We start from the raw sequence: 24,928 nt of genomic DNA, 5'->3' as shown, positions 1-24,928 counted from the left end.
GGCTATATAAATAAAAACCGGTAAGATTTTTAATCTACCGGTTTTTTTGTACTTATTTTCTGTTAAATCGGCCTCTAGCGATATGAGCGTAAGCTCAAGCGCTTACCACTGCCAACGTAACCAAGCAAACAGCACGTTACCGTTATTGTAGGTGCCTGGAATATAGGTGGCTTGAACAGAAAATTTATCATATTCGACAGAGACTAAAGGCAGCGGAACTGGGATTGGGATATAGCTATATTCTTCACGCGCGGTGATACCTAACGTAAAACCCGCACCCATACGGAAACCATCAAGGTCGCCTGGGATCCACATTTTTTGGAAACCATAACCAACGATTGGCTCGACTTTATTATGGGAATCCATAAATGCCATTGCATAGAGTGCATGCCAGTCATTATCTTCATCATAACGATATTTACCGATACCAAAGCCCCATGGTTCTTCATTGTAGGTATCCGTTTTTTCTTTATCGTACATAAAACGGTTATGCCAAGTGAAGAACGGGATATACAGCTCATATTTGTCAGAATCCCAAGTGGTGCTGACGTTATTGGTGAATTTATCCCATAAACCGACAGGCTGCTCTTCAGCCAACGCAGGTGATGACATGCAGATTGAAGCGCTCAGAATTGCCGATGCGCCTACAACCAACTGTATGTTTTTATTAACTCTCATTGTGGATCCAATCTAGTTTTATCTGATAGATGAGTCATGATAGACATTGACAACATCATTATCGCAATTGTAATAATTGTAGTGGGAATTATTTTAATAAAGATAAGCTAAATAGGACAGCAATAAATGGTTAAATTAGGATAATGACTTATTAGGATCGTAATTTGTTGTAAGGAATCAATTCAATGTTTATATCAATTATGGGTATTAGAATGAATTTATGATTCATAACCATATGATTATTTTATGTAAAATATTGAATTACTCTAGATGGAAATTAATCGCATCTAATTATTGGGGTCAATGGATAATCTGCTAGTAATTAATGTTTTGTATGAGACAATCCATTTAAGGTCGTTGTTTCATTAACTTAATGATTTTTTTTAAGTTAAAAAGGCATCATAAACGCAATATGACTAAGGTCAATTATCTTTCTGAAGGCAATTATTTTTCTGAAGACCATTATTTTTCTGAAGACAATGGAGAGGGCATTAATGAGAGTGAATGCATTAACGATTGCGGGAACAGATCCATCAGGCGGAGCTGGTATTCAAGCAGACCTGAAAACATTTTCCGCACTCGGTGCGTATGGAACCAGTGTAATAACTGCACTGGTGGCACAAAATACGCAAGGTGTTCAAGCCATCCATAATATCCCTTCAGACTTTGTTGCAGCGCAATTGAACTCTGTTTTAAGTGATGTCCGTATTGATGCCGCGAAAATCGGAATGTTATCTAATCGCGACAATGTTCAAGTTGTCGCCAATGCGTTGAAAAAAACACCCGTACCTTATGTGGTGCTCGATACTGTGATGTTAGCCAAAAGCGGAGACCCACTATTATTACCTGATGCCGTGGAGACGCTAAGACGTGAGCTTTTACCCATGGTTTCTCTGATCACACCAAATTTACCCGAAGCGGCAGTATTACTTGATGAGCCGGTGGCGCAAACCGAAGAACAAATGCGTGAGCAAGGGCAACGTTTACTGCAATTGGGTTGCCAAAGTGTCTTGATGAAAGGCGGGCACTTAATCGATTCTCAAAGCCCTGATTGGTTGATTACCCCAGAAGGTGAGTGGCGCTTTACATCGGTACGTATCGATACCAAAAATACCCATGGTACAGGATGCACATTGTCAGCAGCACTAGCCGCACTGAGACCACGTCTTGCAGATTGGCAACAAACGGTTGTGGAAGCAAAAGCCTATTTGCAAGGGGCACTGGAGCAAGCAGATAGTTTAGAGGTCGGCAGTGGCTTTGGACCTGTACACCATTTTCATCGCTGGTGGTAAGAATTTTGAGGGGCTAGAAAAAAGAAATGGCTAGCTCAAGGGAGATTGAGCTAGCCAAGGAGGTGGTTCCTAGTCTTAATTTATGACTTTCTAGTTCTTCGTTTTCGACAGTGACTATACGATATAGAATAACCAATTGATGTGATCTGTTGCATAAATTTGGATATTGAGTGCACTTTTTAACGAGGCTGTCAATAACGAGAATGATTCTCAACTAAAATAAAGCATAAAATGACCATTTTTTACACGAATGCCTAAGAAAAAGCCCATAGTCATCGACCATGGGCTTCTATTCAGCAAAACGTGTTTAGCAATAAGCGATGGAATGCTTAGCCAGTTTACGCTTTTTTGCTTTTACGCCTTTTCTACTTGGGCTTGATGAGGATCTCGAGTCGTCGTTCCCGCAAGGTTACGGATCAACAGACCAAAATTCACGTCCACATCTTCAGGGATCGGCAGATAAACCACATGCCCATTACCCGGTGCGACATTAATGGATTCGCCTTTGCGGTTAGTTAATGCATCCAGAGTGAAGACAATATTGCCTGATGGTGTCATTAACTCTAGGCTATCGCCGACGCTAAATTTGTTTTTCACATCAACTTCCGCTAAGCCATTCACACGGTTACCTGTGAATTCACCAACAAATTGCTGGGTATCCGAAACGGAATAGCCATACTCATAGGTTTGGTAGGCATCATGGGTATGACGACGCAAGAAACCTTCGGTATAACCGCGGTGCGCTAACCCTTCGAGGGTAGAAAGCAGGGTTGGGTCAAATGGTTTACCCGCCACCGCATCATCAATGGCGCGGCGATAGACTTGGGCAGTACGAGCGCAATAATAGAATGATTTGGTACGACCTTCGATTTTCAGTGAGTGAACGCCCATTTTTGTCAGCGTTTCAACGTGTTCGATGGCGCGTAAATCTTTTGAATTCATGATGTAAGTACCGTGTTCGTCTTCAAAGGCGGTCATATATTCGCCCGGACGCATCGCTTCTTCAATCATGTAAACTTTATCGGTTGGAGCACCTTCACCGAGTGTTGTCGTCACGTTTTTAACTGGGATTGGCTCATGGACATGCACGATGTTACCCACATCGTCTTCTTTGCCTTCCTGAACTTTATATTCCCAACGACACGCGTTAGTACAGGTGCCTTGGTTCGGGTCACGTTTATTAATATAACCAGACAGCAGGCAGCGACCGGAATACGCCATACATAGCGCACCGTGTACAAAAACTTCCAGCTCAATTTCAGGCACTTGCTGGCGAATTTCAGCTATTTCTTCCAGAGATAATTCGCGGGATAAAATCACGCGGGTTAATCCCATTTGTTTCCAGAATTTCACGGAAGCCCAGTTGACGGCGTTAGCCTGAACCGATAAGTGAATATCCATCTCCGGGAAGGCTTCACGCACCATCATAATTAGACCGGGGTCGGACATAATCAGTGCATCGGGACCCATTTCAATCACGGGAGTCAGGTCACGAATAAAGGTTTTCAACTTGGCGTTATGTGGCGCGATATTGACGACCACATAGAATTTTTTACCCAGCTCGTGGGCTTCGTTGATCCCTTTTGCGAGATTCTCATGGTTAAATTCGTTATTGCGCACGCGTAAGCTATAACGTGGTTGACCGGCGTAAACCGCATCGGCTCCATAAGCAAATGCATAGCGCATGTTCTTCAAGGAACCTGCTGGGGATAATAATTCTGGTGTAAACATGTTAGTTCTCAGTCTGATGTCAGGTCAGCACCAAGCCGGATGGCTTGGTGTAAAAATTCGAGGGTGGGGATTTTAACGCTAAATGATGGGAATGCCAAATTTCCCATGTAAAAAACAGGGTTATAATTTTGTTACAGAAACGCCGGCGGCGATTAGATATCGTCCCAACGATAGCCTAAACCATAGATAGAGCGGATAAAGGTTTTTTCGTCATCCAGAAATTCAAGCTTACGGCGTAAATTTTTGACGTGGCTATCAATGGTTCTATCGGTGACCACGCGATGGTCGTCGTACAAAATATCCAGTAATTGATCTCGAGAAAACACGGTACCCGCGTTATCAGACAAAAACTTTAACAGACGAAATTCTGCGGGGGTCAATTCCAGTAATTTATCGCCATAACGTACTTGGAAAGCATTTTCATCGATAACCAGTTGAGTTTCTTGGTTTCCTGTAGAAGAAGGGGCTTTTTGGCAACGGCGCAAAATCGTTTTCACGCGGGCTACCACTTCTCGAGGACTAAAAGGCTTACAAACGTAGTCATCGGCCCCAATTTCCAACCCTAATAAACGGTCAATTTCTTCCGTTTTAGCCGTCACCATAATCACAGGAACGTCGCTGAATTTACGCAATTCACGACAGACTGAAATGCCATCGAGCCCCGGCAACATCAAATCTAATAAAATCAGGTCAGGAAAGTGCTTTTGTACATAGGGGATGACTTCATCACCGCGCATCAGCAAGGCTGGTACATAACCAGCCGCTTGCAGATAATCAAACAGTAACTGTCCAAGTTTGGGTTCATCTTCAACAATTAGAACATGGGCGCTATTAGCTCCCAATAAAGGGGATTCAGGCAAAGACACTATTGCTCCTCCTGCGTCGCAATGGGAAGTTGAATGGTTATCTTCACGCCACCGAGTGGAGAGGGTGCCGCAGAAATAGTCCCGTTATGGGCTTCGACAATATTATAGCAAATCGCTAGCCCCAAACCTGAGCCGCCACTCGCACGGTTACGAGAAACTTCCACACGGTAAAATCGCTCAAATAGACGCTGACACTGTTCAACACTTAATCCCGGTGCGCTATCTTCCCACGTAATCACTAATTGTTGTTCGTGTTGGCTCACGCTAACGGCAATTTTACCGTGAGGATCCGTATAGCGCAGGCTATTTTCCATCAAATTATAAAACAATTGGTTGATGCGATCAGGGTCAGCGAATAGATGGGAATGGGCGGAAAATTGAGTTTCTAACGTCAGCTGCCTATCTTCCAAGCGCCATTTGGCTTGCCCTAAATTCATCTCAATGATCGGGATAATATCGATAGATTCCATACGGTAAACCAAGGAGCCTCTATCGGATAAAGAAAGCTGATGTAGGTCATTGACCAATTTTATCAGTGTTTGAGTTTCATTGAGTAGGGAATTAATAGTTTCAGGAGTCGCTTGGCGCACGCCGTCCTGCACAGCTTCAAGCTCTCCGCGTAAAACGGAGAGCGGGGTGCGTAATTCGTGGGAAATATCCGCCATATAATCGCGGCGCATTTGCTCATTTTTTTCCAAAGTTGAGGCGAGATGGTTAAAGTCTTTCGCCAGTTGTCCCAACTCATCTTGGCCAACCTCAGATACCCGCGCGCTGAAATTGCCTTTTGCGAGCTGCTGAGTGCCTTCCAATAATCGGGTGATGGGTTTTAAAAAGCCACGAGCTAAAAATAGGGTCACTAACAGCGCCACGAACAGCGATAACCCAGCAATTACCCAGCTAATGTGCATCTGCTGGGTATCAAAACGTTGGTCTAATTGGTTGCTGATACCGCTTTCATAACTGGCGACTAGCCAGCCGACGGTTGCTCCTCGGCTCGTTTTGACTGGCACGCGAATCACTTGATCTGGAGGGGGGAGGTCCCGCCCCCAAATCAGGTTGTCTTTGGCGTCATAAAGCCAAAACATACCACGCATTCGCTTATGACCACCGCCATGACCTTGCCCTTGGTGCTGATTATCGACGTTACGTAAAATGCGGAAAAACATGCGCTCATCAACCGCCAAAAAACGCCAACTCTCTTGCTCTTCATATTGCTCGGCAAGTGCTAACGCGAGCAATTCAGCACGTTGTTGGTCATTCTCTTTAATATAGTCAATAAAACCATGCTGGAAGCCCATTCTGACGCCTTGATGCATGATAGCAACCAGCAGCAAACAGGTGGCAAAGATAGCGATAAATAACCGAGTGCTGAGGCTGGTGAGTTTAAGCTTCATGGGATTTCTCCTGCATTGAAGGCGCTTTGCGTGAAAAACGCTGCCTCAGGCTATCAAAACTGAGATACACCACCGGTGTGGTAAATAGCGTCAGCAACTGGCTCATGACTAAACCACCGACAATCGCGATCCCCAGCGGTTGGCGTAACTCTGCGCCATCACCTGTACCTAGCATCAAGGGGAGCGCCCCAAAAATCGCGGCAAGGGTAGTCATTAAAATCGGTCTAAAACGCAGCAGGCTCGCGCGTAAAATAGCGTCCTTCGCCGATAAGTTCGCATTACGTTGGGCTTGAAGGGCAAAATCCACCATGATAATGGCGTTTTTCATCACAATACCAATAAGCAACATAATGCCGATTAAGGCAATTAGGCTAAATGGCGTATCAAATAATTCCAAGGCTAATAACGCGCCGACACCTGCGGATGGCAATGTCGATAAAATGGTGAGCGGGTGAATATAGCTCTCATACAAAATACCCAACACCAAATAGACCGTGACAATCGCCGCTAAGATTAAAAATAACTGAGATTTTAAGGTATCTTGGAAAACTTGTGCTGTCCCTGCGAAAGTGCCGCGTACCGTCGATGGCACCCCTAAAGCGGTCATTGTTTTTTCCACCGCCACGATGGCATCATCCAAGGTATAGCCGTCTGCCACGTTAAAGGAAATGGTGGACGCGGCTGATAACCCTTGGTGGTTAACACTTAACGGTGCATTGGCGGGCTGCCAGCGGGCAAAATAGGAGAGGGGAATCGCTTCTCCTTGCTTATTCACCACAAACATTTTATCCAGTGAGCTGACGTCTTGAGTGTATTCAGGTGCCACTTCCATCACCACTTTATATTGGTTCATGGCTTCATAAATGGTAGAAATTTGACGTTGACCAAAGGCGTTGTTGAGCAGGTTGTTAGCATCACGCACATCGATACCCAATTGCGCCATCAAATCGCGGTCATAGGTTAATGCCATCTCCGCGCCTTTATCTTCTTTATCGGAGTTCACATCGGTTAATTGCGGTAAATCCCCCAGCGCTCGACGAATAGCGGGTTCCCATGAACGTAACGCATCCAGCTCGTCGGCTAACAGGGTAAATTGATAGCTAGCTTCGGATTGGCGTCCTCCCACGCGAATATCTTGCACGGGCATCATAAATAAGTTGGCACCCGGCTCGTTCGCCAGTTTCATGCGCAAGCGGTTAATCACGCTGTTGGCACTCTCTTTGCGCTCATCCAGTGGTTTTAAGGAGATAAACATAGAACCGCTGTTGACGCGGCTGCCGCCCGTAAATCCAGTGACGCTATCCACGGCAGGATCCGCTTTCACTTGCTGCATAAAGCGGGTCATTTTTTGCTTCATTGACTGGAATGAGATGCTTTGGTCTGCTCGAACGAATCCCAATAAACGCCCTGTATCTTGCTCAGGGAAAAAGGCTTTAGGGATCGAAATATACAGATAAACATTCAAGCCAATTGCCGCAATCAGCACCGCCAGTACACTGCGACGATGAGATAACACCCAATTCAACGTGACGCCGTAACTTTCTTGTAACCGAATAAGAACGCGTCCAAATCCCCGTTGCTTGGTATTAGCCGCGCCACGTTTTTTCAGTAAATGCGCGCACATCATCGGGGTTAACGTCAGCGAGATAATCAGTGAAATTCCGATGGCAGTAGAGAGCGTAATGGCAAACTCACGGAATAATCGCCCGACTAATCCATCCATCAGTAACAGTGGAATAAACACCGCCACTAAAGAAATACTCATAGAAACGACAGTAAAGCCAACCTCAGAGACCCCTTTAACCGCGGCGATAAACGGTTTTCGACCATTTTCAATATGCCGAGAAATATTCTCTAACACCACAATGGCATCATCCACCACAAATCCGGTGGCGACGGTTAAGGCCATCAAAGATAAGTTATTGAGGCTAAAACCGCATAAATACATGGCGGTAAAGGTACCAATTAATGAGACAGGCACTGCAATAGCGGGAATTAAAGTGGCACGACCTGAACGTAAAAATAGCAATACGACGAGGATCACCAGCGCAATTGCAATCATTAACGCCCGTTCAACTTCTGCCAACGATGCTTTGATGGTCGGTGTTCTATCTTGGGCGACCTGTAAATCAATAGCGGCAGGGATCAGATCTTTAAATTCAGGGAGTTCCTCGCGAATACGTTTGACCGTCTCAATGATATTGGCACCCGCTTCGCGGCGAATAATGATCAAAATTGCCGGTTCACCACTGGACATCCCTGCGGCTCGGACATCTTGGACAGAATCTTTTACGACCGCCACATCACTGAGTTTGACGGCATTGCCATTACTGTAATGCACAATAATCGGACGGTAATCGGCGGCTTTTTTCAGTTCGTCGTTAGTTTGAACTTGGTAGCGATTATCGTCATTATTGATATAGCCTTGCGGTTGGCGCACGTTGGCACTACTGATAGCAGAGCGTACAGCATCAAGGGAAACCCCTTGATTAAATAAGGCGGTTGGGTTGAGTTCCACACGCACCGCAGGAAGAGAACCGCCACCGACGGCAACTTCACTGACCCCTTCGATTTGCGCGATACGCTGAGCTAAGCGAGTGGACGCCACATCATACATTTCCCCGGTACTGAGGGTTTTTGATGTGAGGGTTAAAATCATGATCGGAGCGTCAGATGGATTTGATTTATAGTAACGCGGTCGGCTTGGCATACCGCTAGGTAATAAATTTTGTGCAGCATTCAAGGCGGCTTGTACTTCCCGCGCGGCATTATTGATATCTTTGGTTAAATCAAACTCTAAGGTAATGGTGGTTCGCCCTAACGAACTGCTAGAGGTCATCTCATTTAAACCAGCAATGCTGCCTAATGAGCGCTCAAGCGGTGTCGCGATGGAGGATGCCATAGTTTCAGGGGATGCACCTGGAAGTGACGCCGTCACTCTTATCACGGGATAGTCCACCTGTGGCAATGGTGCCACAGGTAAAAACAGAAAGCTCAATGCACCGCACAGGGTAATGGCGACACTGATTAACGTGGTCGCTACCGGACGGCTAACAAACAAAGCAAAGAAGCGTTTCATTAAGACTCCTGTACCTTGTGCCCACGGCGATTGAAGCGATGGGCTAAGCGGTCAAACATCAGGTAGATCACAGGCGTGGTGAACAGCGTTAAAATCTGACTCATGATCAGCCCGCCCACCATACAAACCCCCAGAGGCTGACGTAGTTCTGCGCCAACACCGGTACTGAGCATCAGCGGTAATGCACCAAGCAACGCGGCCATGGTGGTCATCAGGATCGGGCGAAAACGCAGTAAACAGGCCTGATAAATCGCATCATATGGGGATAAACCTTGTTCACGCTCTGCGGCGAGAGCAAAGTCAATCATCATAATGGCGTTCTTTTTCACGATCCCTATCAGCAAGATAATCCCGATAATGGCAATGACATCGAGCTCATTTCCCGCCATCATTAGCGCGAGTAAAGCACCCACCCCAGCGGTCGGCAAAGTGGACAAAATAGTGATGGGATGAATAAAGCTTTCGTACAGAATACCGAGCACGATATACATTGCGATGATCGCGGCAAAAATCAGCCAAACGGTGCTGCTCAGTGCGGCTTCAAAGGCGAGGGTTGCCCCTTGGAACTGGGTGGTAATCGATTTTGGCATCGCAATCTGTTTTTCGGCGAGTTTCACCGCATTGACCGCTTCCTCCAATGAGGAATCTCCCGCTACATCAAAAGAGAACGTCACTGATGGGAATTGGTCGAGGTGGTTAATCGCTAAAGGCCCATAGCCTTCTTGAATATTGACGAGGGTATTAAGCGGAACAATCGCGCCATCAGTGCCTTTTAAGCGAATATCATTGAGCGCATCCATCCCATCCCGAGTTTGGGTATTGTGCTCTAAAATCACGCGATATTGGTTAGCTTGGGTGTAAATGGTGGAGATCATACGCTGGCCAAAGGCGTTATACAGCGCATTATCGATATTCGACATAGTAATACCAAAACGGCTCGCAGTATCACGATCCACATTCACATATGCCACTAAACCTTTATCTTGCCAGTCGCTGCTGACGTCGATGAGTGCAGGTTGCTGATTTAAGGCTTCCTGCAATTTTGGCACCCAAGTGCTGAGTTCATCTAGTGAGCCAGCTTGTAGCGTGAATTGATACGGGGTGCGGGAAACCTGGGTATCAATGGTTAAATCCTGTGACGGTTGCAAGTAGAGATTGACCCCTGCAATGCCGCTGGTGGCTTGCTGTAAGCGAGGAATAATCGTTGGAACTCGGTCATCACGCTCATCAAGGGGCTTCAACGTGATTTGAATTCGAGCGTTATTCAGTGTGGCATTGTTACCGTCGATACCTACATAAGTGGTGACGTTCTCAACTGCTGGATCTGCCAAAATAATGCCCGCCACCTCTAGCTGCTTCTTCGACATCGCGGCAAACGAAATGGACTGGCGACTTTCAATCGTACCTTGAATAATGCCGCTATCTTGCAGTGGGAAGAACCCTTTTGGGATCCACATATACAGCAGCACGGTCAGTACCAAGGTTCCTAATGCGACACACAGAGTTAACCATTGGTGGTTAAGAATTCGTTTTAGCCAAACACCATAACCTGCAATCATCCACTCAAAGAAACGCTCACAGGCGATTTCAAAGCGGTTATGTTTATGCTGAGATTCCGGTTTGAGTAAACGGGCGCACATCATTGGGGTGAGGGTGAGCGACACCACGGCGGAGATCAAAATCGCTACCGCCAACGTAATCGCAAACTCACGGAATAAACGCCCGACAATATCTCCCATAAACAGCAGCGGGATCAGTACTGCAACCAAAGAGAAGGTCAGGGAGATAATGGTAAAACCGATTTCTCCTGCGCCTTTTAATGCGGCAACAACCGGTTTATCCCCTTGTTCGAGATAGCGAGAGATATTTTCAATCACCACGATGGCATCATCTACCACGAATCCCGTGGCGATGGTTAGCGCCATCAATGTAAGGTTATTGACGGAAAAGCCGCAAAAATACATCACGGCAAAGGTGCCGACTAACGATAATGGCACGGCGATGCCGGGGATCAGCGTCGCAATCCCATTACGCAGGAATAGGTAAATCACCATCACCACGAGGGCGATAGCGAGCATTAATTCGAATTGAACATCATTGACGGAAGCGCGAATGGTGCTGGTGCGGTCGGTCAAAATATCGACGTTAACAGACGCCGGTAAGCTTTCAATCAATTCAGGCAATAACGCACGGATAGTATCCGTGGTGCTAATCACGTTAGCGCCCGGCTGGCGCTGAACGTTAATCACAATCGCTTGTTGGCTATTAGCCCATGCACCGAGATAGGCGTTCTCAGCACCTTGCTCAATGGTGGCAATATCTCCCAAACGTACAGGGGCACCATTTTGGAAGGCGACAATTAATTTGCGGTAATCCTCAAGGGATTTCATCTGGTCATTGGCAGATAACGTCACAGAGCGGGTTGGGCCATCAAAACTCCCTTTTGCGGAGTTGACGTTGGCATTATTGATAGCGGTGCGGATGGTTTCGCTGTCTAACCCTTTTGCCGCCATGGCTTGAGGATTAAGATTGACACGCACGGCAGGGCGTTGTCCCCCCGCTAAGGTGACTAAGCCGACCCCAGTCACTTGGGAAATTTTCTGCGCAACGCGGGTTTCAATAATATCTTGTACCTGCGTTAACGGCATTGCATCGGAGGTGACAGCGAGCGTTAAAACGGGTGGATCCGCAGGGTTTACTTTGTTGTAAATTGGTGGATACGGTAAATCTGAAGGCAGCAAGCTGGTGGCGGAGTTAATTGCCGCTTGGACCTCTTGCTCTGCCACATCGAGAGGCAAAGAGAGCTGAAACATTAAGGTGATCACCGATGCGCCGCCGGAGCTGCGTGATGACATCTGTTGCAAACCGGACATTTGACCAAATTGCGTTTCTAACGGCGCAGTGATAGCCGACGTCATTACATCAGGGCTGGCACCCGGATATAAGGTCACCACTTGAATGGTTGGGTAGTCCACTTCCGGCAATGCTGATACAGGTAAAAACCGATAACCGATGATCCCCGCCAGCAAAATCGCCACCATAAATAAGGTGGTTGCAACAGGGCGCAGAATGAAGAGGCGGGATGGGCCACCGCCTTTATGTGTTTCCGGCTGCATTAGGCTTTCTCCGCACTATTGCGAGGCTTTCTCTCTGTAGAAGCGGGTTTCTTTTCGAGGGTTGATGCGTTGACCACTTCAACTTTCGCGCCATCAGTTAGCTTATCGACGCCATCGGTGATGACTTTGGTGTTAGCGGATAAACCGCTTTCAATCACCACTTGTTGGCTATCTTGAATACCGACGGTGACGAGGTGTTTTGCCACCGTATCATCGTCGCTCAATACCCAAACATAGTGACCTTCATTACCCATTTGCAGAGCTGCGGTTGGGATCACGACGGCATTTTGCAACGTTTCCACTTGCATTTTGACGTTCACAAATTGGTTCGGGAACAGTTTTTGTTCTTCGTTAGTAAAGCGTGCTTTGATTTTTAGTGTGCCCGTTGCTGGGTCAATTTGGTTATCAGTACTCAATAACTCACCGCGTGCAATCATGGCAATATTGTTACGATCCCACGCTTCAATCAGGACTTTATTTCCCGCCGCTTGCGCTTGTTGGATGGCAGGAATGTCGCCTTCAGGTAAGGCAAATAGCACGTCAGCAGGTTGCGTTTGGGTGATCACCACAATCGGCGTGGAAGTCCCTGAGGAGATAAAGTTACCCACATCCACTTGTTTTAAACCGATGCGTCCAGAAATGGGGGCTGTAATTTTACTGTAGGTCAGTTGCAGCTTGGCATTATCAACGGCAGCTTGGTCAACTTTGATGCTACCCTCGGCTTGTAATACGGTAGCTCGCTGGTTATCCAGCTCTTGTTGAGAGATGACTTTGGTTCCTGCCAGTTTTTGGTAGCGGCTCAGGTCTAATCGAGCATTAGCTAAAGTGGCTTTATCTTTGGCTAATTGACCTTCCGCTTGGGCAAGTTGCACTTCAAAAGGGCGAGGGTCAATTTGCGCGAGTAAATCACCTGCTTTGACGGATTGTCCTTCGGTAAAGTAGATATTCATTAATTGACCTTCAACACGGCTAGTGACTGTCACCATGTTAGCGGCCTGCACGGTACCTAAACCGGATAGGAAACGTGGCACGACTTTTTCTTGCGCAGTGGCAAATTGCACGGGCGCAAGCGGGCGTGATGGTCTCCCGCCTGCTTTTTTCGTTTGTCCGCCTTGAGTTGCACTGGCTGTGGTTGGTACTTCATTTTGGTTATTTTTATGGTAGACATACCACGTTGCGCCAGCCGCAGCTAGCAGAGCAACAAACAGGGCAGAGCGAGTCAAAATTGTACGGCGTTTCTGTGTCGTCATGGTGGGTAATTCGCTTAACTCAAGGTTGAGTAAAATCAGTTAGGAACCATTCCAATAAATTTAACTGAATATAATAAGGTATATATTAAAAATTAATCAGTTGCGTATTTTAATAGTTTAGCTTGAGGGGAACAAAAGAAAATGGAGGAAATATGAAAAAATGGAAAAGAACTATAGATAAAAGCACGTTTTTTCGTAAGAAAATAAAAAAGCCTGTGACTTTACAGCCACAGGCGAGTCATTGTTCTAATTCGTTTTATTGAGTTATGCTGGTTTTTAGTACTGCCGCAGGGTTACGTTCCTCTTCTGCAGTACGAGTCCAACCTTTGTATGACAGAGGGATAAACGCCACGGCAACGGCTAACAAGGATACTCCTGCCACATAATATGCTGGTGCCATATGGGATTGCTGTAACCATGCCCCTGTCAAGATTGGGGTTAATCCACCAAATACGGCATATGCCAAGTTATACGCAAAGGATAATCCAGAGAAACGAATTTCTGGTGGAAACGCGCGAGTACTAATAATTGGCGTTGTCGCAATCGCCCCCACGAAGAAGCCCATTAATGCGTAATTAAACGTTAAGGTATTCGCAGAAATATCAGATGACAATGATGAATAGAAATAGATAGCTGTGACAGCTAATCCGCCCCAAGACAATGTCATAGAAGTACGCGTTCCGGTTCTATCCCCTAACCAGCCCCAGAAAATACATCCTAAGGTTAAGGTCAAGGTTGCCGCGCAGTTGGCTTGCAAAGCAATATTACGATCGATGCCATAAATACCTTTTAATACCACGTCAGGCGTCATCAAAATGGTGACAACGATGGCAGTAGACAGCGACCACGTCAGTGCAGCGGTGATCATGCAAGCTTGTTTATGGGATTTAACCACGGTTTTTACAGGCAATTCTTTGGTTAACGCTTTTTTAGCTGCCATCTCTTTGAAAATCGGGGTCTCTTGCAAGAAGCGACGCAGATAGACAGAGATAAAACCAAAGATACCCCCTAAGATAAACGGAATACGCCACGCAAAATCATGCACTTCTTGGGTGGTATAAGAACGCTCAATGATAATAGCGACGATAGAGCCTAATAAAATCCCGCCAGTGATCCCTGAGGTTAATGTTCCCACGCCTAAACCATAACGCTGTTTCGGTGTATGTTCGGCAATAAACACCCATGCACCTGGCATTTCACCGCCGATAGCAGCACCTTGCATGATACGCATTAATAACAGTAACAGTGGTGCAGCGGCACCAATGGTCTCAAATGTAGGTAAGAAACCAATAATAAAGGTTGGGAATGCCATCAAGAAAATACTTAAGGTAAACATTTTCTTACGGCCAATTTTATCGCCAAAATGAGCCATGATAATGCCGCCCAATGGGCGAGCAAGATAACCCGCAGCAAACAGACCCAGCGTCGCCATTAATGCGAGAAATTCATTATCTCCCGGGAAAAACAGTTGAGAGATAATTTTCGCGTAAAAAACGAAAATAACGAAATCATAAAATTCTAATGTGCCACCCAAAGAGGATAAGCCCAACGTTTTATAATCTTCTTTGCCTAACGGTCTAGCCGCAGGTTGGCTGGTTGTTTGCGATGTCATAATTCTGTCCTTCTAAATACACAACATTTCAATATTAGCGCGATGAGGTTATTTGTAATAATAGGTACGTTAAATAGCGAAGTAATTAATATTATTTGGCAAAGGATATGAGAGATAAAACGAGGGAAAATAAACCAAGGTAATACTCTGTATCTCTAACGTGCCTTCATTTATAGCAGAAAGTTTCATATTCTGTAAACTGCCACCTTGAAAACAAGCATAAGATTCTATTTAGTTAAAAAAGGTCAAATGACTACTCTAAATGATAATTGAATGCCACGATATGATATTAATAAACGAGTAATTACAGACGATTGTATATTTTGAGATGTAAAATAATGGCAAAAAAGGCAATAAATATAATGGTACTCATTTATTAAGTGTGAAACTAAATAGAGTAAATAACAGGTATAGATAAAATAATATAATTAATTTGCAGGTGATAAGGCTATTTAAATAAATAATACTCGCGGATATGATCTGTCAGTTATTTCTGTTTCAGTATGATTAGGAGGTTTTGCAGGAAATGGCAGGTTTTTATAAACCCGCATGCTTTCTGTTCACTAAAGACTATGGTCTATGTTCAGAAAGTATGCGGGTAGGCCGTTAAACTAAGAACAGGGTAGCTAACCCTAAGAAGATAAAGAAGCCGCCAGTATCTGTAATGGCAGTGATCATCACGCTAGAGCCGATAGCAGGGTCTTTACCCATTTTAATCATAATTAATGGGATCAGGACACCCATGATGGCAGCCATCAAGAGGTTGAGTACCATTGCAAGGGTCATTACAGCGCCCATAGCGAGATCCCCATACAGGAGATAGGTGACGACCCCCATAATACCACCCCAAACTACCCCGTTAATAAAGGCGACCCCAAGCTCTCTGACCATCAGGAAGGAGAAGCTACCGTTCTGAATTTGGTGTAACGCGATGGCACGGACAATCATGGTAATAGTCTGGTTACCGGTATTACCACCGATACCGGCCACGATTGGCATTAATGTTGCGAGAGCAACTAGCTGTGAAATTGTATCTTCGAATACACCAATAACGCGGGAAGCGACGAATGCGGTACACAGGTTAATGGCAAGCCATGTCCAACGGGTTTTAACGGCTTGACCAACTGGGGCAAATACGTCCTCTTCAGGGCTTAAGCCCCCCATACGACGGATGCTGTTGTCATTTTCTTCGCTGATATTATCAACGATGTCTTCAACGGTTAGACGTCCCATCAGCAAACCATTACTGTCCACAACGGCGGCAGAAATTAAGTCGTAACGTTCGAACGCGCTCGCCGCATCTTCACCTTTTTCATCGGGTAAGAAGGTGACGGTATCCGTTTTCATCACGTCGGCAACAATACGTTCTGGCGCTTGGATTAAAATGGTGGTCAGGGGTAATTCACCTTGCAGATAATTATCTTTATCGACAACGAAAATTTTATCCGTTGCTTCAGGAATTTTTCCCCGTTGGCGTAGATAGCGTTGCACTGTTTTTAGGGTGACATTTGAACGCACGGTGACGAATTCGAAATCCATCATCTGTCCAACGCTGTCTTTGGCGTATTGGAGGACTTCACGAATACGGCTGCGTAAGCTTGGGTCTAAGTAAGTGAGGAGTCGGCGCATGGTATCGCGGGGCAAGTGTTCGGCGATATATGCTTGTTCGTCCACATGTAAGCCAGCAACTGCTCGCAGCAGTTCTCGGTCTGACATATCTTTAATCAGGCTGTCCCACACTGATACGGAGGCCTCAACCAATACTTCACCGCGTTCGTTGTTATCGACTAAACGCCAAAGAGCGAGACGCTCGTCGTACGGCAGCATCTCAAGGATATCGGCGATATCCGCGGTGTGGAGGTCAATAAGCAGTTCTTTAACCGTGCTAATTTTTTCACTAAATGCTTTATCATCCATACTGACGTGTTGGTCTTTCTCGACAAGAGCGTGAACAAACTCTTCGTCTTCCATGAATAACGTCAGTATTTGCTGGCGGATGTACGCCAGTCTTTGTGAATGCGGATTGATTATTGGTGCCGCATCAGTTGAAAAAGCAGTTTGTGACATGTTAATCCTTAAACCATTCGACGCCGAAGCGCTTTAAATTAATTCGCCTGCGAGGTGACGAAACTTCTACCCAGTATTGTCGCTGATCCCAAAAAAATATCAAATCTGTTCATATTTCGAATAAGAAGAACAAAACAACACTGACCGCAAATCATTATTTTTTGTTTCTGTTTTCTAAATCACACCCATTTTTGAGTCATATCAGCCTATGGCTCATTTTCTGCGCAAATAGTGAGTTTCCAGCCAGGAACTTCTTCCCAGTATGCACTCTCTTTTTCAAGGTCGAGCAGCATTAACGCATTGTGGGCGAGATACTGCTCAGGTAAGAAAAGTGTCCAATGACCTTCGTCGGTTTCAATGCGCATAGACGAAGGCGTCGTTGTCGATTGGCGCTGATTATTCAATAAGATAGATAAGCGCAAAATCTGAATCAACGGCATAAATTGCTTGCGTTTAAACAAGTTAAACTTAGGTATTTCATCGTATTTAATGGCGCGACGATGATGACGAACCAACGTGGATAACAGCAATTGTTGCTCTTGGCTAAATCCCGGTAAGTTAGTGTTTTGTAAGATATAGGCGGAGTGACGGTGCATGCCACTATGGTTAATGCTCAATCCCACTTCGTGCAGCATAACCGCCCAAATTAAAATGGATTCTAATTGTGGGTTGGCCTGTTTAGGGTTCTGCTGACGCCACTGATAATACAGCTCTTCCATGGTTTTCAAAACCCGTTTAGCTTGTTCGCGGTCGATATTATAGTGCTCGGCAAGGCTTAACGCGGTACGTTGACGAATATCTTGGTGGCGAAAGCGACCTTCCATTTCATAGAGAACACCTTCACGTAAGGCTCCGTCTGAGAGTCGTAATTCTTTGATTTCGAGGGAATCAAACACCGCAATTAAGATAGCTAAACCGGGTACAAAAACTTGTTTGCGATCAGCAGAAAGCCCTGGAATTTCTAATGAACGAAATGTTTTATGCTTCAGTGCTAGCTGTTTGATTTTTTCGAGACGCTCGCGGGTAATAATGCCATCACGGTCGCCCATCTCTACAATCACCGCATGTGCCGCTTTAATGGTGCCGGAGGCCCCCATGGCCACGTCCCAGACTTGTTTTTTAAACAGGGTAGCGGTGCTTTCCAATTTTAAGCAGGCGGCTAAATAGGCGCGATTAAAATTCTCTGGGGAAATGGTTTCGTTAGGAAAATAGTGACGCGCAAAGCTAACACAGCCCATACGGCGGCTTTCAATTAAAATCGGTTCAAATTTTTCACCGATCACCAGCTCCGTGGATCCGCCGCCAATATCGATAACCAGTTTGCGTCCTTTTTCCGGCTGAGTGTGCTCAACACCCATAAAAATCAAGCGAGCCTCTTCTTGCCCTGAAATGATCTCAATCGGGTAGGGAATAATGGCCTTGGCACGGCGCAGGAATTCTTCGACGTTGGTGGCGACTCGTAATGAATGGGTACCAACGATACAGACGTTATCGGGCGTGAAGCCTTGTAGACGCTCAGCAAATAGCGATAAACACGCCAAGCCACGTTCCATGGCTTCTTCACTGAGTTCATTGGTATCACTCAGCCCATCAGCAAGATGAACACGTTTTTTTAAACGGGTTAGAACTTGTAGTGCTCCATTGACAATACGCGCAATAACCATATGAAAACTGTTTGAACCCAAGTCAATCGCCGCAATTTCTTGTGGTCTTGGGGTAGATGAACTGGCAATTGGCATAGTATCAAGCTCTTGTGTCAGGCATTTCGAGTGCTTTTAAAAATTCATAAACAGCTAATTGAGCGCGAATTTTGCGCTTATTGCCGCGGGGAACATAATGATTACTGAGTTCTTTGTCAACAAAGCGGGCTTTGACGGTATCACTGAACTGTAATTCGAGGATATCTAAAACCATCTGTTTAAGTCGCGGATCCAGCAAACGAACGGCGACTTCGATACGGTAGTCGATGTTGCGGGTCATCCAATCGGCCGAAGAGATAAAGACTTTTTCATCACCGGCATTGGTGAAGACGTAAACACGGTCATGCTCTAAGAATCGGTCGACCACACTGGTGACTTGGATATTTTCGCTATAGCCTTGTTGCCCTGAGACAAGTGAACACATACCACGCACTAACAAGCGAATTTTAACGCCTGCATTGGAGGCATCATAAAGCTTATCGGTCAGTTCTTTATCGACTAAGTTATTAATTTTCAGCGTGATGCCGCTCGGTAACCCAGCTTGCGCATTCGCAATTTCTTGGTCAATTAACTCAGTGATTTTGGTGCGTGTATTTTGCGGAGACACCATCAAATTATCGAATGTCACAGGGCGATACGGGTTTTCAATAAAGCTAAATACTCGGCGCACTTCGTTAGTGATTTGCTCGTTACAGGTGAGTAATGAGTAATCGGTGTAGAGGCGAGCGGTTTTTTCGTTAAAGTTACCCGTACCGATATGGGCATAGCGAACAATTTGGCCTTCTTCCATACGGGAGATAATAAACAACTTGGCGTGAATTTTAAGCCCCGGCGCGGAGAAGATAACGTGGACGCCCGCTTCAGTCAGGCGTTTTGCCCAGTGAATATTAGCGGCTTCATCAAAACGCGCTTGCAGTTCCACGACCACGGTCACTTTTTTACCGTTGTGGGCAGCGTGGATCACCGAGTCGATGATGCGAGAGTCTTTTGCCACACGGTAAATATTGATTTTGATGGATAGCACATTCGGGTCAAACGACGCTTGGCGCAGCAATTCTAACGTGTGCTCGAACGTGTAATAAGGGTAGTAGAGCAACACATCGCGTTCGCGAATGGCGTCAAATCCGTTACGGAAGTTATCAAACCAGCGGTGGCGTAAGCGCGGTAATGGTTTGTTGAGTAAGTTTTTATTCCCTTCATTCGGGAAGTTAATAAAATCTTTAAAGTTATGGTAACGCCCTCCTGCAATCACCGAGTCATCATTCGATAACCCCAGTTTTTCTCGTAGTAGCGCGACCATTTCATCGGGCATATCACGTTGATAAACAAAGCGAACTGGCTCCGCCGTTAACCGCTGTTTTAACGTGGATGACATAATTTCTAGCAGGCTAGACTCCATCTCCGTGGCGATATCATATTCCGCATCACGGGTCATTTTCATGGAATAGGCATTGAGCTTGTCGTAGTCAAAGAAGCCTTTAAAAATTTCATCGAGGGTATAGCGAAGGATATTGTCAATTAAAATCATTGATTTGCGACGCTTTGGCATCTCTGGCGGGAGATTAACAAAACGTGGAACTTTATCCGATGGGATCTCTAATAAGGCGTATTGCACTTCAGCACCATTAATAATTTCAACGGCGAGGTAGGTGTAATCATCTTTCAGAAATTCCACTAAGTTAGTATCACGATTGATTAAAATCGGCGTGATATGTTGGCGTAGATTTTGACGAAAGTATTGGCGTAACCAAATTTGCTGGCGCGGTGAAATTTGACGCTCATTAATTAAGAATATTTGGTTACGTGCCATTTCAAGGAGCAGGTCGTTGTAGAGAACGTCGAACTCTTGCTCTTGTTTGGCCACTTTAGATTGAATGCGTTTGAGCAGATGACGAGCACCACTGGCAGAGCCGCGTTCTTCATTGATTAAGATGCGACGTTTTACATCCGCAAAACGGACTTTATAGAATTCATCTAAGTTATTGGAGTAAATGCCCAAAAAACGCATTCGTTCTATAAGAGGGTTCCGCTTATCCGCGGCTTCTTGGAGAACTCGTTCGTTAAAAGAGAGCCAGCTGAGCTCTTTTTCATGATAGAGGCGTTCTTGGGACATTGTTGCTCCGTATTCGACTGGTTAATACTGATAAAAACCGATTATCACCTTTGACTTCTATCGCGCTATTCTTGGAAATATTAAGCGTTTTAAGACTGCTGTTTCATTGCAAAATATTGGTGCTGGAACACACACATACGGATTGCGGTGTGGTAGCGACCATTAACAAAAAACTCATCAATTAGCTCGCCTTCTGTGTGGAAGTCGAGTTTATTATAAATATGGATAGCTTTGACATTTTCTTTATCGACTATCAGATAAAGTTTGTACAAATTGAGCACTGAAAAGGCGTAGTCCATGGCCAGTTTTGCAGCGCGGCTTGCATACCCTTTCCCTTGATAGCGGGGTGCAATGATAATCTGGAATTCAGAACGACGGTGAACATAATCAATTTCAACCAGCTCGACTAAACCGACTTTTTCACTGTCTGATTCGACAATAAAGCGGCGTTCGGATTGGTCGTGAATATGCTTATCGTAAAGATCACTGAGCTCAACGAATGCCTCATAAGGCTCTTCGAACCAATAACGCATAATATTGGCGTTATTGTCCAGCTGGTGGATGAAAGCTAAGTCTTCACGCTCAAGTGGGCGCAACTTAAACAGATGAGCTTGCCCGGTCGTCATAAAACACCTCGATTGTTATTAATTATAAAACTATTTATGGCGAAAGTATCAACTAGAAAATTAATTACTTAGCGCTGTTATAAGGATACCACTTATTTGCAATAAAATAATGACAGAAAGCAGGGTGAGGGAGAGTTTGTCGAAGATTAGTTGGTTTAAGGGGGAGTGGTTGGCATGTGGTTGATGGTGGGTTTAGACCACAAGAGTGAACGTAATATCTGAAAATACGTGGCTAGAAATAGAAAAGGGCGGAAATTGTATCCATCTAAAGATTGTACTCGTACAGAACTGAGTCGGGATGGCGGTGATGTAAATCTAAAATAGCGGACAGCCTTGTGCCAAGAGCGGACGTTATAAGAACTAGAGCGTGTTGAACAACAAAGTAGAGAAGATTTTTCCTTGGTTGATATAGATAACATACAAAAATGGTCGTCCAATTTTCGGTTGTTAGGGAGCATTGAATATTTTAGGTTTATCTTCATTCAAAAAGGAGATAAACATGAATTTCATTGAGCTTCATAATCAAAATAAACCGCTACTTATTGCGAATGTTTGGGATGCAGGAAGTGCGATTGCTGCGCAGCAAGCAGGCTATCAGGCACTAGGGACTTCAAGTGCAGCGATTGCCGCTACATTAGGTTACGAAGATGGGGAATCCATTTCTTTTGATGAGCTATTTTACATTGTCAGTCGCATCAAATCTGTTAGTAATCTACCATTAAGCGTTGATGTAGAAGCTGGATTTGGTGATACCTCTGAGGAGATTGCTATTAATCTCAAACGCCTTATTCAGTTAGGGGTTGTTGGTATAAACCTTGAAGACAGCAGAGTGATTAATGGTGTCAGACAACTTGGTGATGCAACAATATTTTCCGAGGCATTAAAAGAGATAAGAGCGGCATTAATCTTAGAAGATAGCCCATTATTTTTAAATATTCGTACCGATACATACCTCCTAAATCATGAACAATCATTGGAGGAAACCTTGTTCCGCGGGCGGCTTTATAAAGCAGCGGGTGCTGATGGGCTTTTTGTCCCATGCCTAACATTAGAAAATGATATAGAGATTATTTCCAAATCAATTAGCTTGCCATTAAATGTAATGTGTATGCCTAATCTGCCTAAATTTGAGAGATTAAGTATACTGGGCGTAAAACGTATTTCAATGGGGAATTTTATTCATTCTGCTCTTCAAACAAAGCTTAGAGACTTGATGTTAACTATCCAATCACAGCAGACATTTGCAGGAGTTTTTGTGGATGAAAGTTCTCGATAATAATCAGTGTAATATCTGGTATCAGGCATTACTTGAACGCAATGCAGAATATACAGGCGTTTTTTTTGTTGGTGTCAAAACTACTGGCGTATTTTGTATTTCAGTGTGTCGGGCACGTAAACCAAAACGTAAAAATGTTGATTTTTATCGAGATTTTAAGTCGGCTTTGGATGCAGGGTTTCGCCCCTGTAAAGTGTGTCGTCCTACAGAAAATGCATATAGTGCACCGCTTTTCATTGAGCAAGCGCTGGGGCTTGTACGTGCATACCCTAAAGCAAAAATAAAAGATTCTGAATTACGGATGCATGGTATCAGCCCAGAAAGAGTACGTCGTTGGTTTCTACAAAATCATGGAATTACCTTCCAGACATTTCAACGAATGCAGCGGGTTAATATAGCGGTTCAAGAGCTTAAAAGTGGTCGAACTGCCACGGATGTTGCTTTGGATAATGGTTATGAATCATTGAGCGGTTTTGGTTATACCTATAAGAACATAACAGGTGCTGCCCCGACTCAGCAGAGTCAGATGATTATGATTCACCGTTTTACTACACCACTTGGGCCCATGTTTGTCTGTGCCACAGAACACGGTGTTTGTCTGCTGGAGTTTACTGACCGAAGAATGTTGGAAGCCGAATTTCGCTATCTTCAAAAGTTGCTTAAAGCGCGAATAATTTCAGGGGAAAACGTTCATACACGTCAGGCTGAAAAAGAGATTACCGAGTATTTTTCTGGAACACGTCAGAAATTTGATCTACGCCTAGTTACCCCAGGTAGTGATTTCCAACGTTCTGTCTGGCTAGGGGTACGTGGTGTTAGCTATGGGCAAATATCTCACTACCAAGCACTATCTGAGCAGATTGGGAATATCAAAGCAGTACGCGCAGTGGCGGCAGCCAATGGTGCGAACCGAATAGCTATCATCATACCGTGCCACAGAATTATTGGTAAAGATGGTGCAATGACAGGTTATGGTGGTGGTATAGCGCGTAAAGAATGGCTTATTGAGCATGAACGAAAAAACTGTTTAGAAGAGTGATTCACTTAGATTATTGAAATAAAACAAAGTGGAGAAAGTTAAATTTTATACTTAACCGCTTTTTCCAACTTGTTATTTATTCGCAATCTTTAGAGAGATGTCTGTTTCTCGCTCAGCGCTGCCTTTCCGGTTAATCATCTGGCTCCAGAACGCTATCGAAGTGCTTATTTAGGAGCCTCACTCTTAGTAAGCGCGTTTGTTGGTGGCTTATCACTAAATTGTCAGGAAAACGTGTATTTTTCGTCATGCCAGTATTTTACCTGTACATTTCAGTCTTAATATTGGTCAATAAGAAAAAATAAAATTAAAACTGGGCGCATAAAACATGAAAAACAATATTACGTTGATAACGGGTGGCGATCGCGGTATCGGTCGAGCGACAGCAATCAATTTGGCACATAAAGGTCATAAAGTTTGTATTGGCTACCACACTCGTCAAGACTGCGCGCAGGAAGTTTTAGACATAATTCGCCATGCAGGTGGTACCGCCATTGCGGTGCAGGCCGATATTTCTCAGGAAGAACAAATTGTTTCGTTGTTTCAGCAGATCGATAAAGAATTAGGCCCCATTTCTGGGCTGGTTAACAACGCAGGAATAATCATGCCTCAAGCCTCAATAGAGCAGTTAGATGCACAGCGATTAGCTCAATTATTTGCAACGAATGTCAGCGGTAGCTTTCTCTGTGCGCGTGAAGCGGTCAAACGTATGGCGTTTCGTCATGGTGGGCAAGGTGGCGCGATTGTTAATGTTTCTTCTGCGGCATCTCGCCTTGGCTCCCCACATGAGTATGTGGACTATGCCGCATCCAAAGGTGCCATCGATACAATGACGATTGGTTTATCTCTCGAAGTCGCTGGGGAGGGTATTCGAGTCAATGCCGTCCGCCCCGGTTTTATCTATACAGATATGCATGCCGATGGTGGTGAAGCTGCACGGGTTGATCGGGTTAAAGAGAGTTTACCGATGAAACGTGGAGGCCAGCCAGAAGAAGTCGCTCAGGCTATCGCGTGGTTGTTGTCTGGTGAGGCATCTTACGTCACGGGAAGTTTTATCGATTTGGCGGGTGGGAAATAAAGCGTTTCTTGCGG

The 24,928-nt window shown here is 45.0% G+C and carries 15 protein-coding genes and 1 pseudogene; 4 read left to right on the top strand and 12 right to left on the bottom strand.

Annotation, left to right across the window (positions count from 1 at the left end; genetic code table 11):
- Window positions 1-102: 102 nt before the first annotated feature.
- Entirely contained in the window at window positions 103-678 is a 576-nt protein-coding gene (gene pagP, locus LDO73_RS10305) for a lipid IV(A) palmitoyltransferase PagP (RefSeq protein ID WP_423810852.1), read from the bottom strand.
- Window positions 679-1,172: 494 nt separating this feature from the next.
- Between pagP and thiD the strand changes: the two genes are divergently transcribed.
- Window positions 1,173-1,970 (top strand): bifunctional hydroxymethylpyrimidine kinase/phosphomethylpyrimidine kinase, encoded by a 798-nt coding sequence (gene thiD, locus LDO73_RS10300; RefSeq protein WP_224057802.1) that lies wholly within the window; start codon window positions 1,173-1,175, stop codon window positions 1,968-1,970.
- 354 nt (window positions 1,971-2,324) lie between these two features.
- On the opposite strand, the gene yegQ is transcribed toward thiD, so the two are convergent.
- The 11 genes and pseudogenes from yegQ to speG all read right to left on the bottom strand — a co-directional run bounded on the left by yegQ (window position 2,325) and on the right by speG (window position 21,524).
- Window positions 2,325-3,701: a tRNA 5-hydroxyuridine modification protein YegQ gene (gene yegQ / locus LDO73_RS10295; RefSeq protein ID WP_224057801.1), complete on the bottom strand. Its 1,377-nt coding sequence runs from the start codon at window positions 3,699-3,701 to the stop codon at window positions 2,325-2,327.
- Window positions 3,702-3,853: 152 nt separating this feature from the next.
- The gene (gene baeR / locus LDO73_RS10290) at window positions 3,854-4,567 is read right to left on the bottom strand and encodes a two-component system response regulator BaeR (protein ID WP_224057800.1); all 714 of its coding nucleotides are present in this window, start codon (window positions 4,565-4,567) and stop codon (window positions 3,854-3,856) included.
- Window positions 4,567-5,961, bottom strand: coding sequence for a two-component system sensor histidine kinase BaeS (baeS, locus tag LDO73_RS10285; protein ID WP_224057799.1), 1,395 nt, complete (start codon window positions 5,959-5,961; stop codon window positions 4,567-4,569). Before baeS ends, baeR begins: the two co-directional genes overlap by 1 nt.
- Entirely contained in the window at window positions 5,951-9,040 is a 3,090-nt protein-coding gene (mdtC, locus tag LDO73_RS10280; protein ID WP_224057798.1) for a multidrug efflux RND transporter permease subunit MdtC, read from the bottom strand. The genes baeS and mdtC overlap by 11 nt, the downstream gene beginning before the upstream one ends.
- On the bottom strand, window positions 9,040-12,156 hold the full coding sequence (locus LDO73_RS10275; RefSeq protein ID WP_224057797.1) for an MdtB/MuxB family multidrug efflux RND transporter permease subunit: 3,117 nt from the start codon (window positions 12,154-12,156) through the stop codon (window positions 9,040-9,042). Before LDO73_RS10275 ends, mdtC begins: the two co-directional genes overlap by 1 nt.
- The gene (locus tag LDO73_RS10270; RefSeq protein ID WP_224057796.1) at window positions 12,156-13,406 is read right to left on the bottom strand and encodes an MdtA/MuxA family multidrug efflux RND transporter periplasmic adaptor subunit; all 1,251 of its coding nucleotides are present in this window, start codon (window positions 13,404-13,406) and stop codon (window positions 12,156-12,158) included. Before LDO73_RS10270 ends, LDO73_RS10275 begins: the two co-directional genes overlap by 1 nt.
- A gap of 256 nt (window positions 13,407-13,662) precedes the next feature.
- A complete protein-coding gene (locus LDO73_RS10265) occupies window positions 13,663-15,018 on the bottom strand; it encodes an MFS transporter (RefSeq protein ID WP_224057795.1) in 1,356 nt (451 codons plus the stop codon).
- A 606-nt stretch (window positions 15,019-15,624) separates the two neighbouring features.
- A pseudogene (mgtE, locus tag LDO73_RS10260) lies at window positions 15,625-16,905 on the bottom strand (magnesium transporter); the annotation flags it as partial.
- Window positions 16,906-17,291: 386 nt separating this feature from the next.
- Complete coding sequence (gene ppx, locus LDO73_RS10255; protein ID WP_224057793.1) at window positions 17,292-18,824, bottom strand: exopolyphosphatase; 1,533 nt, start codon at window positions 18,822-18,824, stop codon at window positions 17,292-17,294.
- Window positions 18,825-18,828: 4 nt separating this feature from the next.
- On the bottom strand, window positions 18,829-20,898 hold the full coding sequence (gene ppk1 / locus LDO73_RS10250) for a polyphosphate kinase 1 (protein ID WP_224057792.1): 2,070 nt from the start codon (window positions 20,896-20,898) through the stop codon (window positions 18,829-18,831).
- An 89-nt stretch (window positions 20,899-20,987) separates the two neighbouring features.
- Window positions 20,988-21,524 (bottom strand): spermidine N1-acetyltransferase, encoded by a 537-nt coding sequence (gene speG, locus LDO73_RS10245; RefSeq protein WP_224057791.1) that lies wholly within the window; start codon window positions 21,522-21,524, stop codon window positions 20,988-20,990.
- 499 nt (window positions 21,525-22,023) lie between these two features.
- Here speG and LDO73_RS10240 point away from each other — a divergent pair, with 499 nt between their 5' ends.
- The 3 genes from LDO73_RS10240 (at window position 22,024) to LDO73_RS10230 (ending at window position 24,914) form a co-directional block, all read left to right on the top strand.
- Entirely contained in the window at window positions 22,024-22,800 is a 777-nt protein-coding gene (locus LDO73_RS10240; RefSeq protein WP_224057790.1) for an isocitrate lyase/PEP mutase family protein, read from the top strand.
- Window positions 22,784-23,839, top strand: a complete 1,056-nt coding sequence (locus LDO73_RS10235) for a bifunctional transcriptional activator/DNA repair enzyme AdaA (RefSeq protein WP_224057789.1) — start codon at window positions 22,784-22,786, stop codon at window positions 23,837-23,839. Before LDO73_RS10240 ends, LDO73_RS10235 begins: the two co-directional genes overlap by 17 nt.
- 325 nt (window positions 23,840-24,164) lie before the next feature.
- Window positions 24,165-24,914, top strand: coding sequence for an SDR family oxidoreductase (locus tag LDO73_RS10230; protein ID WP_224057788.1), 750 nt, complete (start codon window positions 24,165-24,167; stop codon window positions 24,912-24,914).
- Window positions 24,915-24,928: the final 14 nt, after the last annotated feature.

The organism is Providencia alcalifaciens (genome assembly GCF_915403165.1).
Classification (GTDB): domain Bacteria; phylum Pseudomonadota; class Gammaproteobacteria; order Enterobacterales; family Enterobacteriaceae; genus Providencia; species Providencia alcalifaciens_C.
Note: the sequence above shows the minus strand (reverse complement) of the source record. Positions and strands in the feature narration are given on the sequence as shown.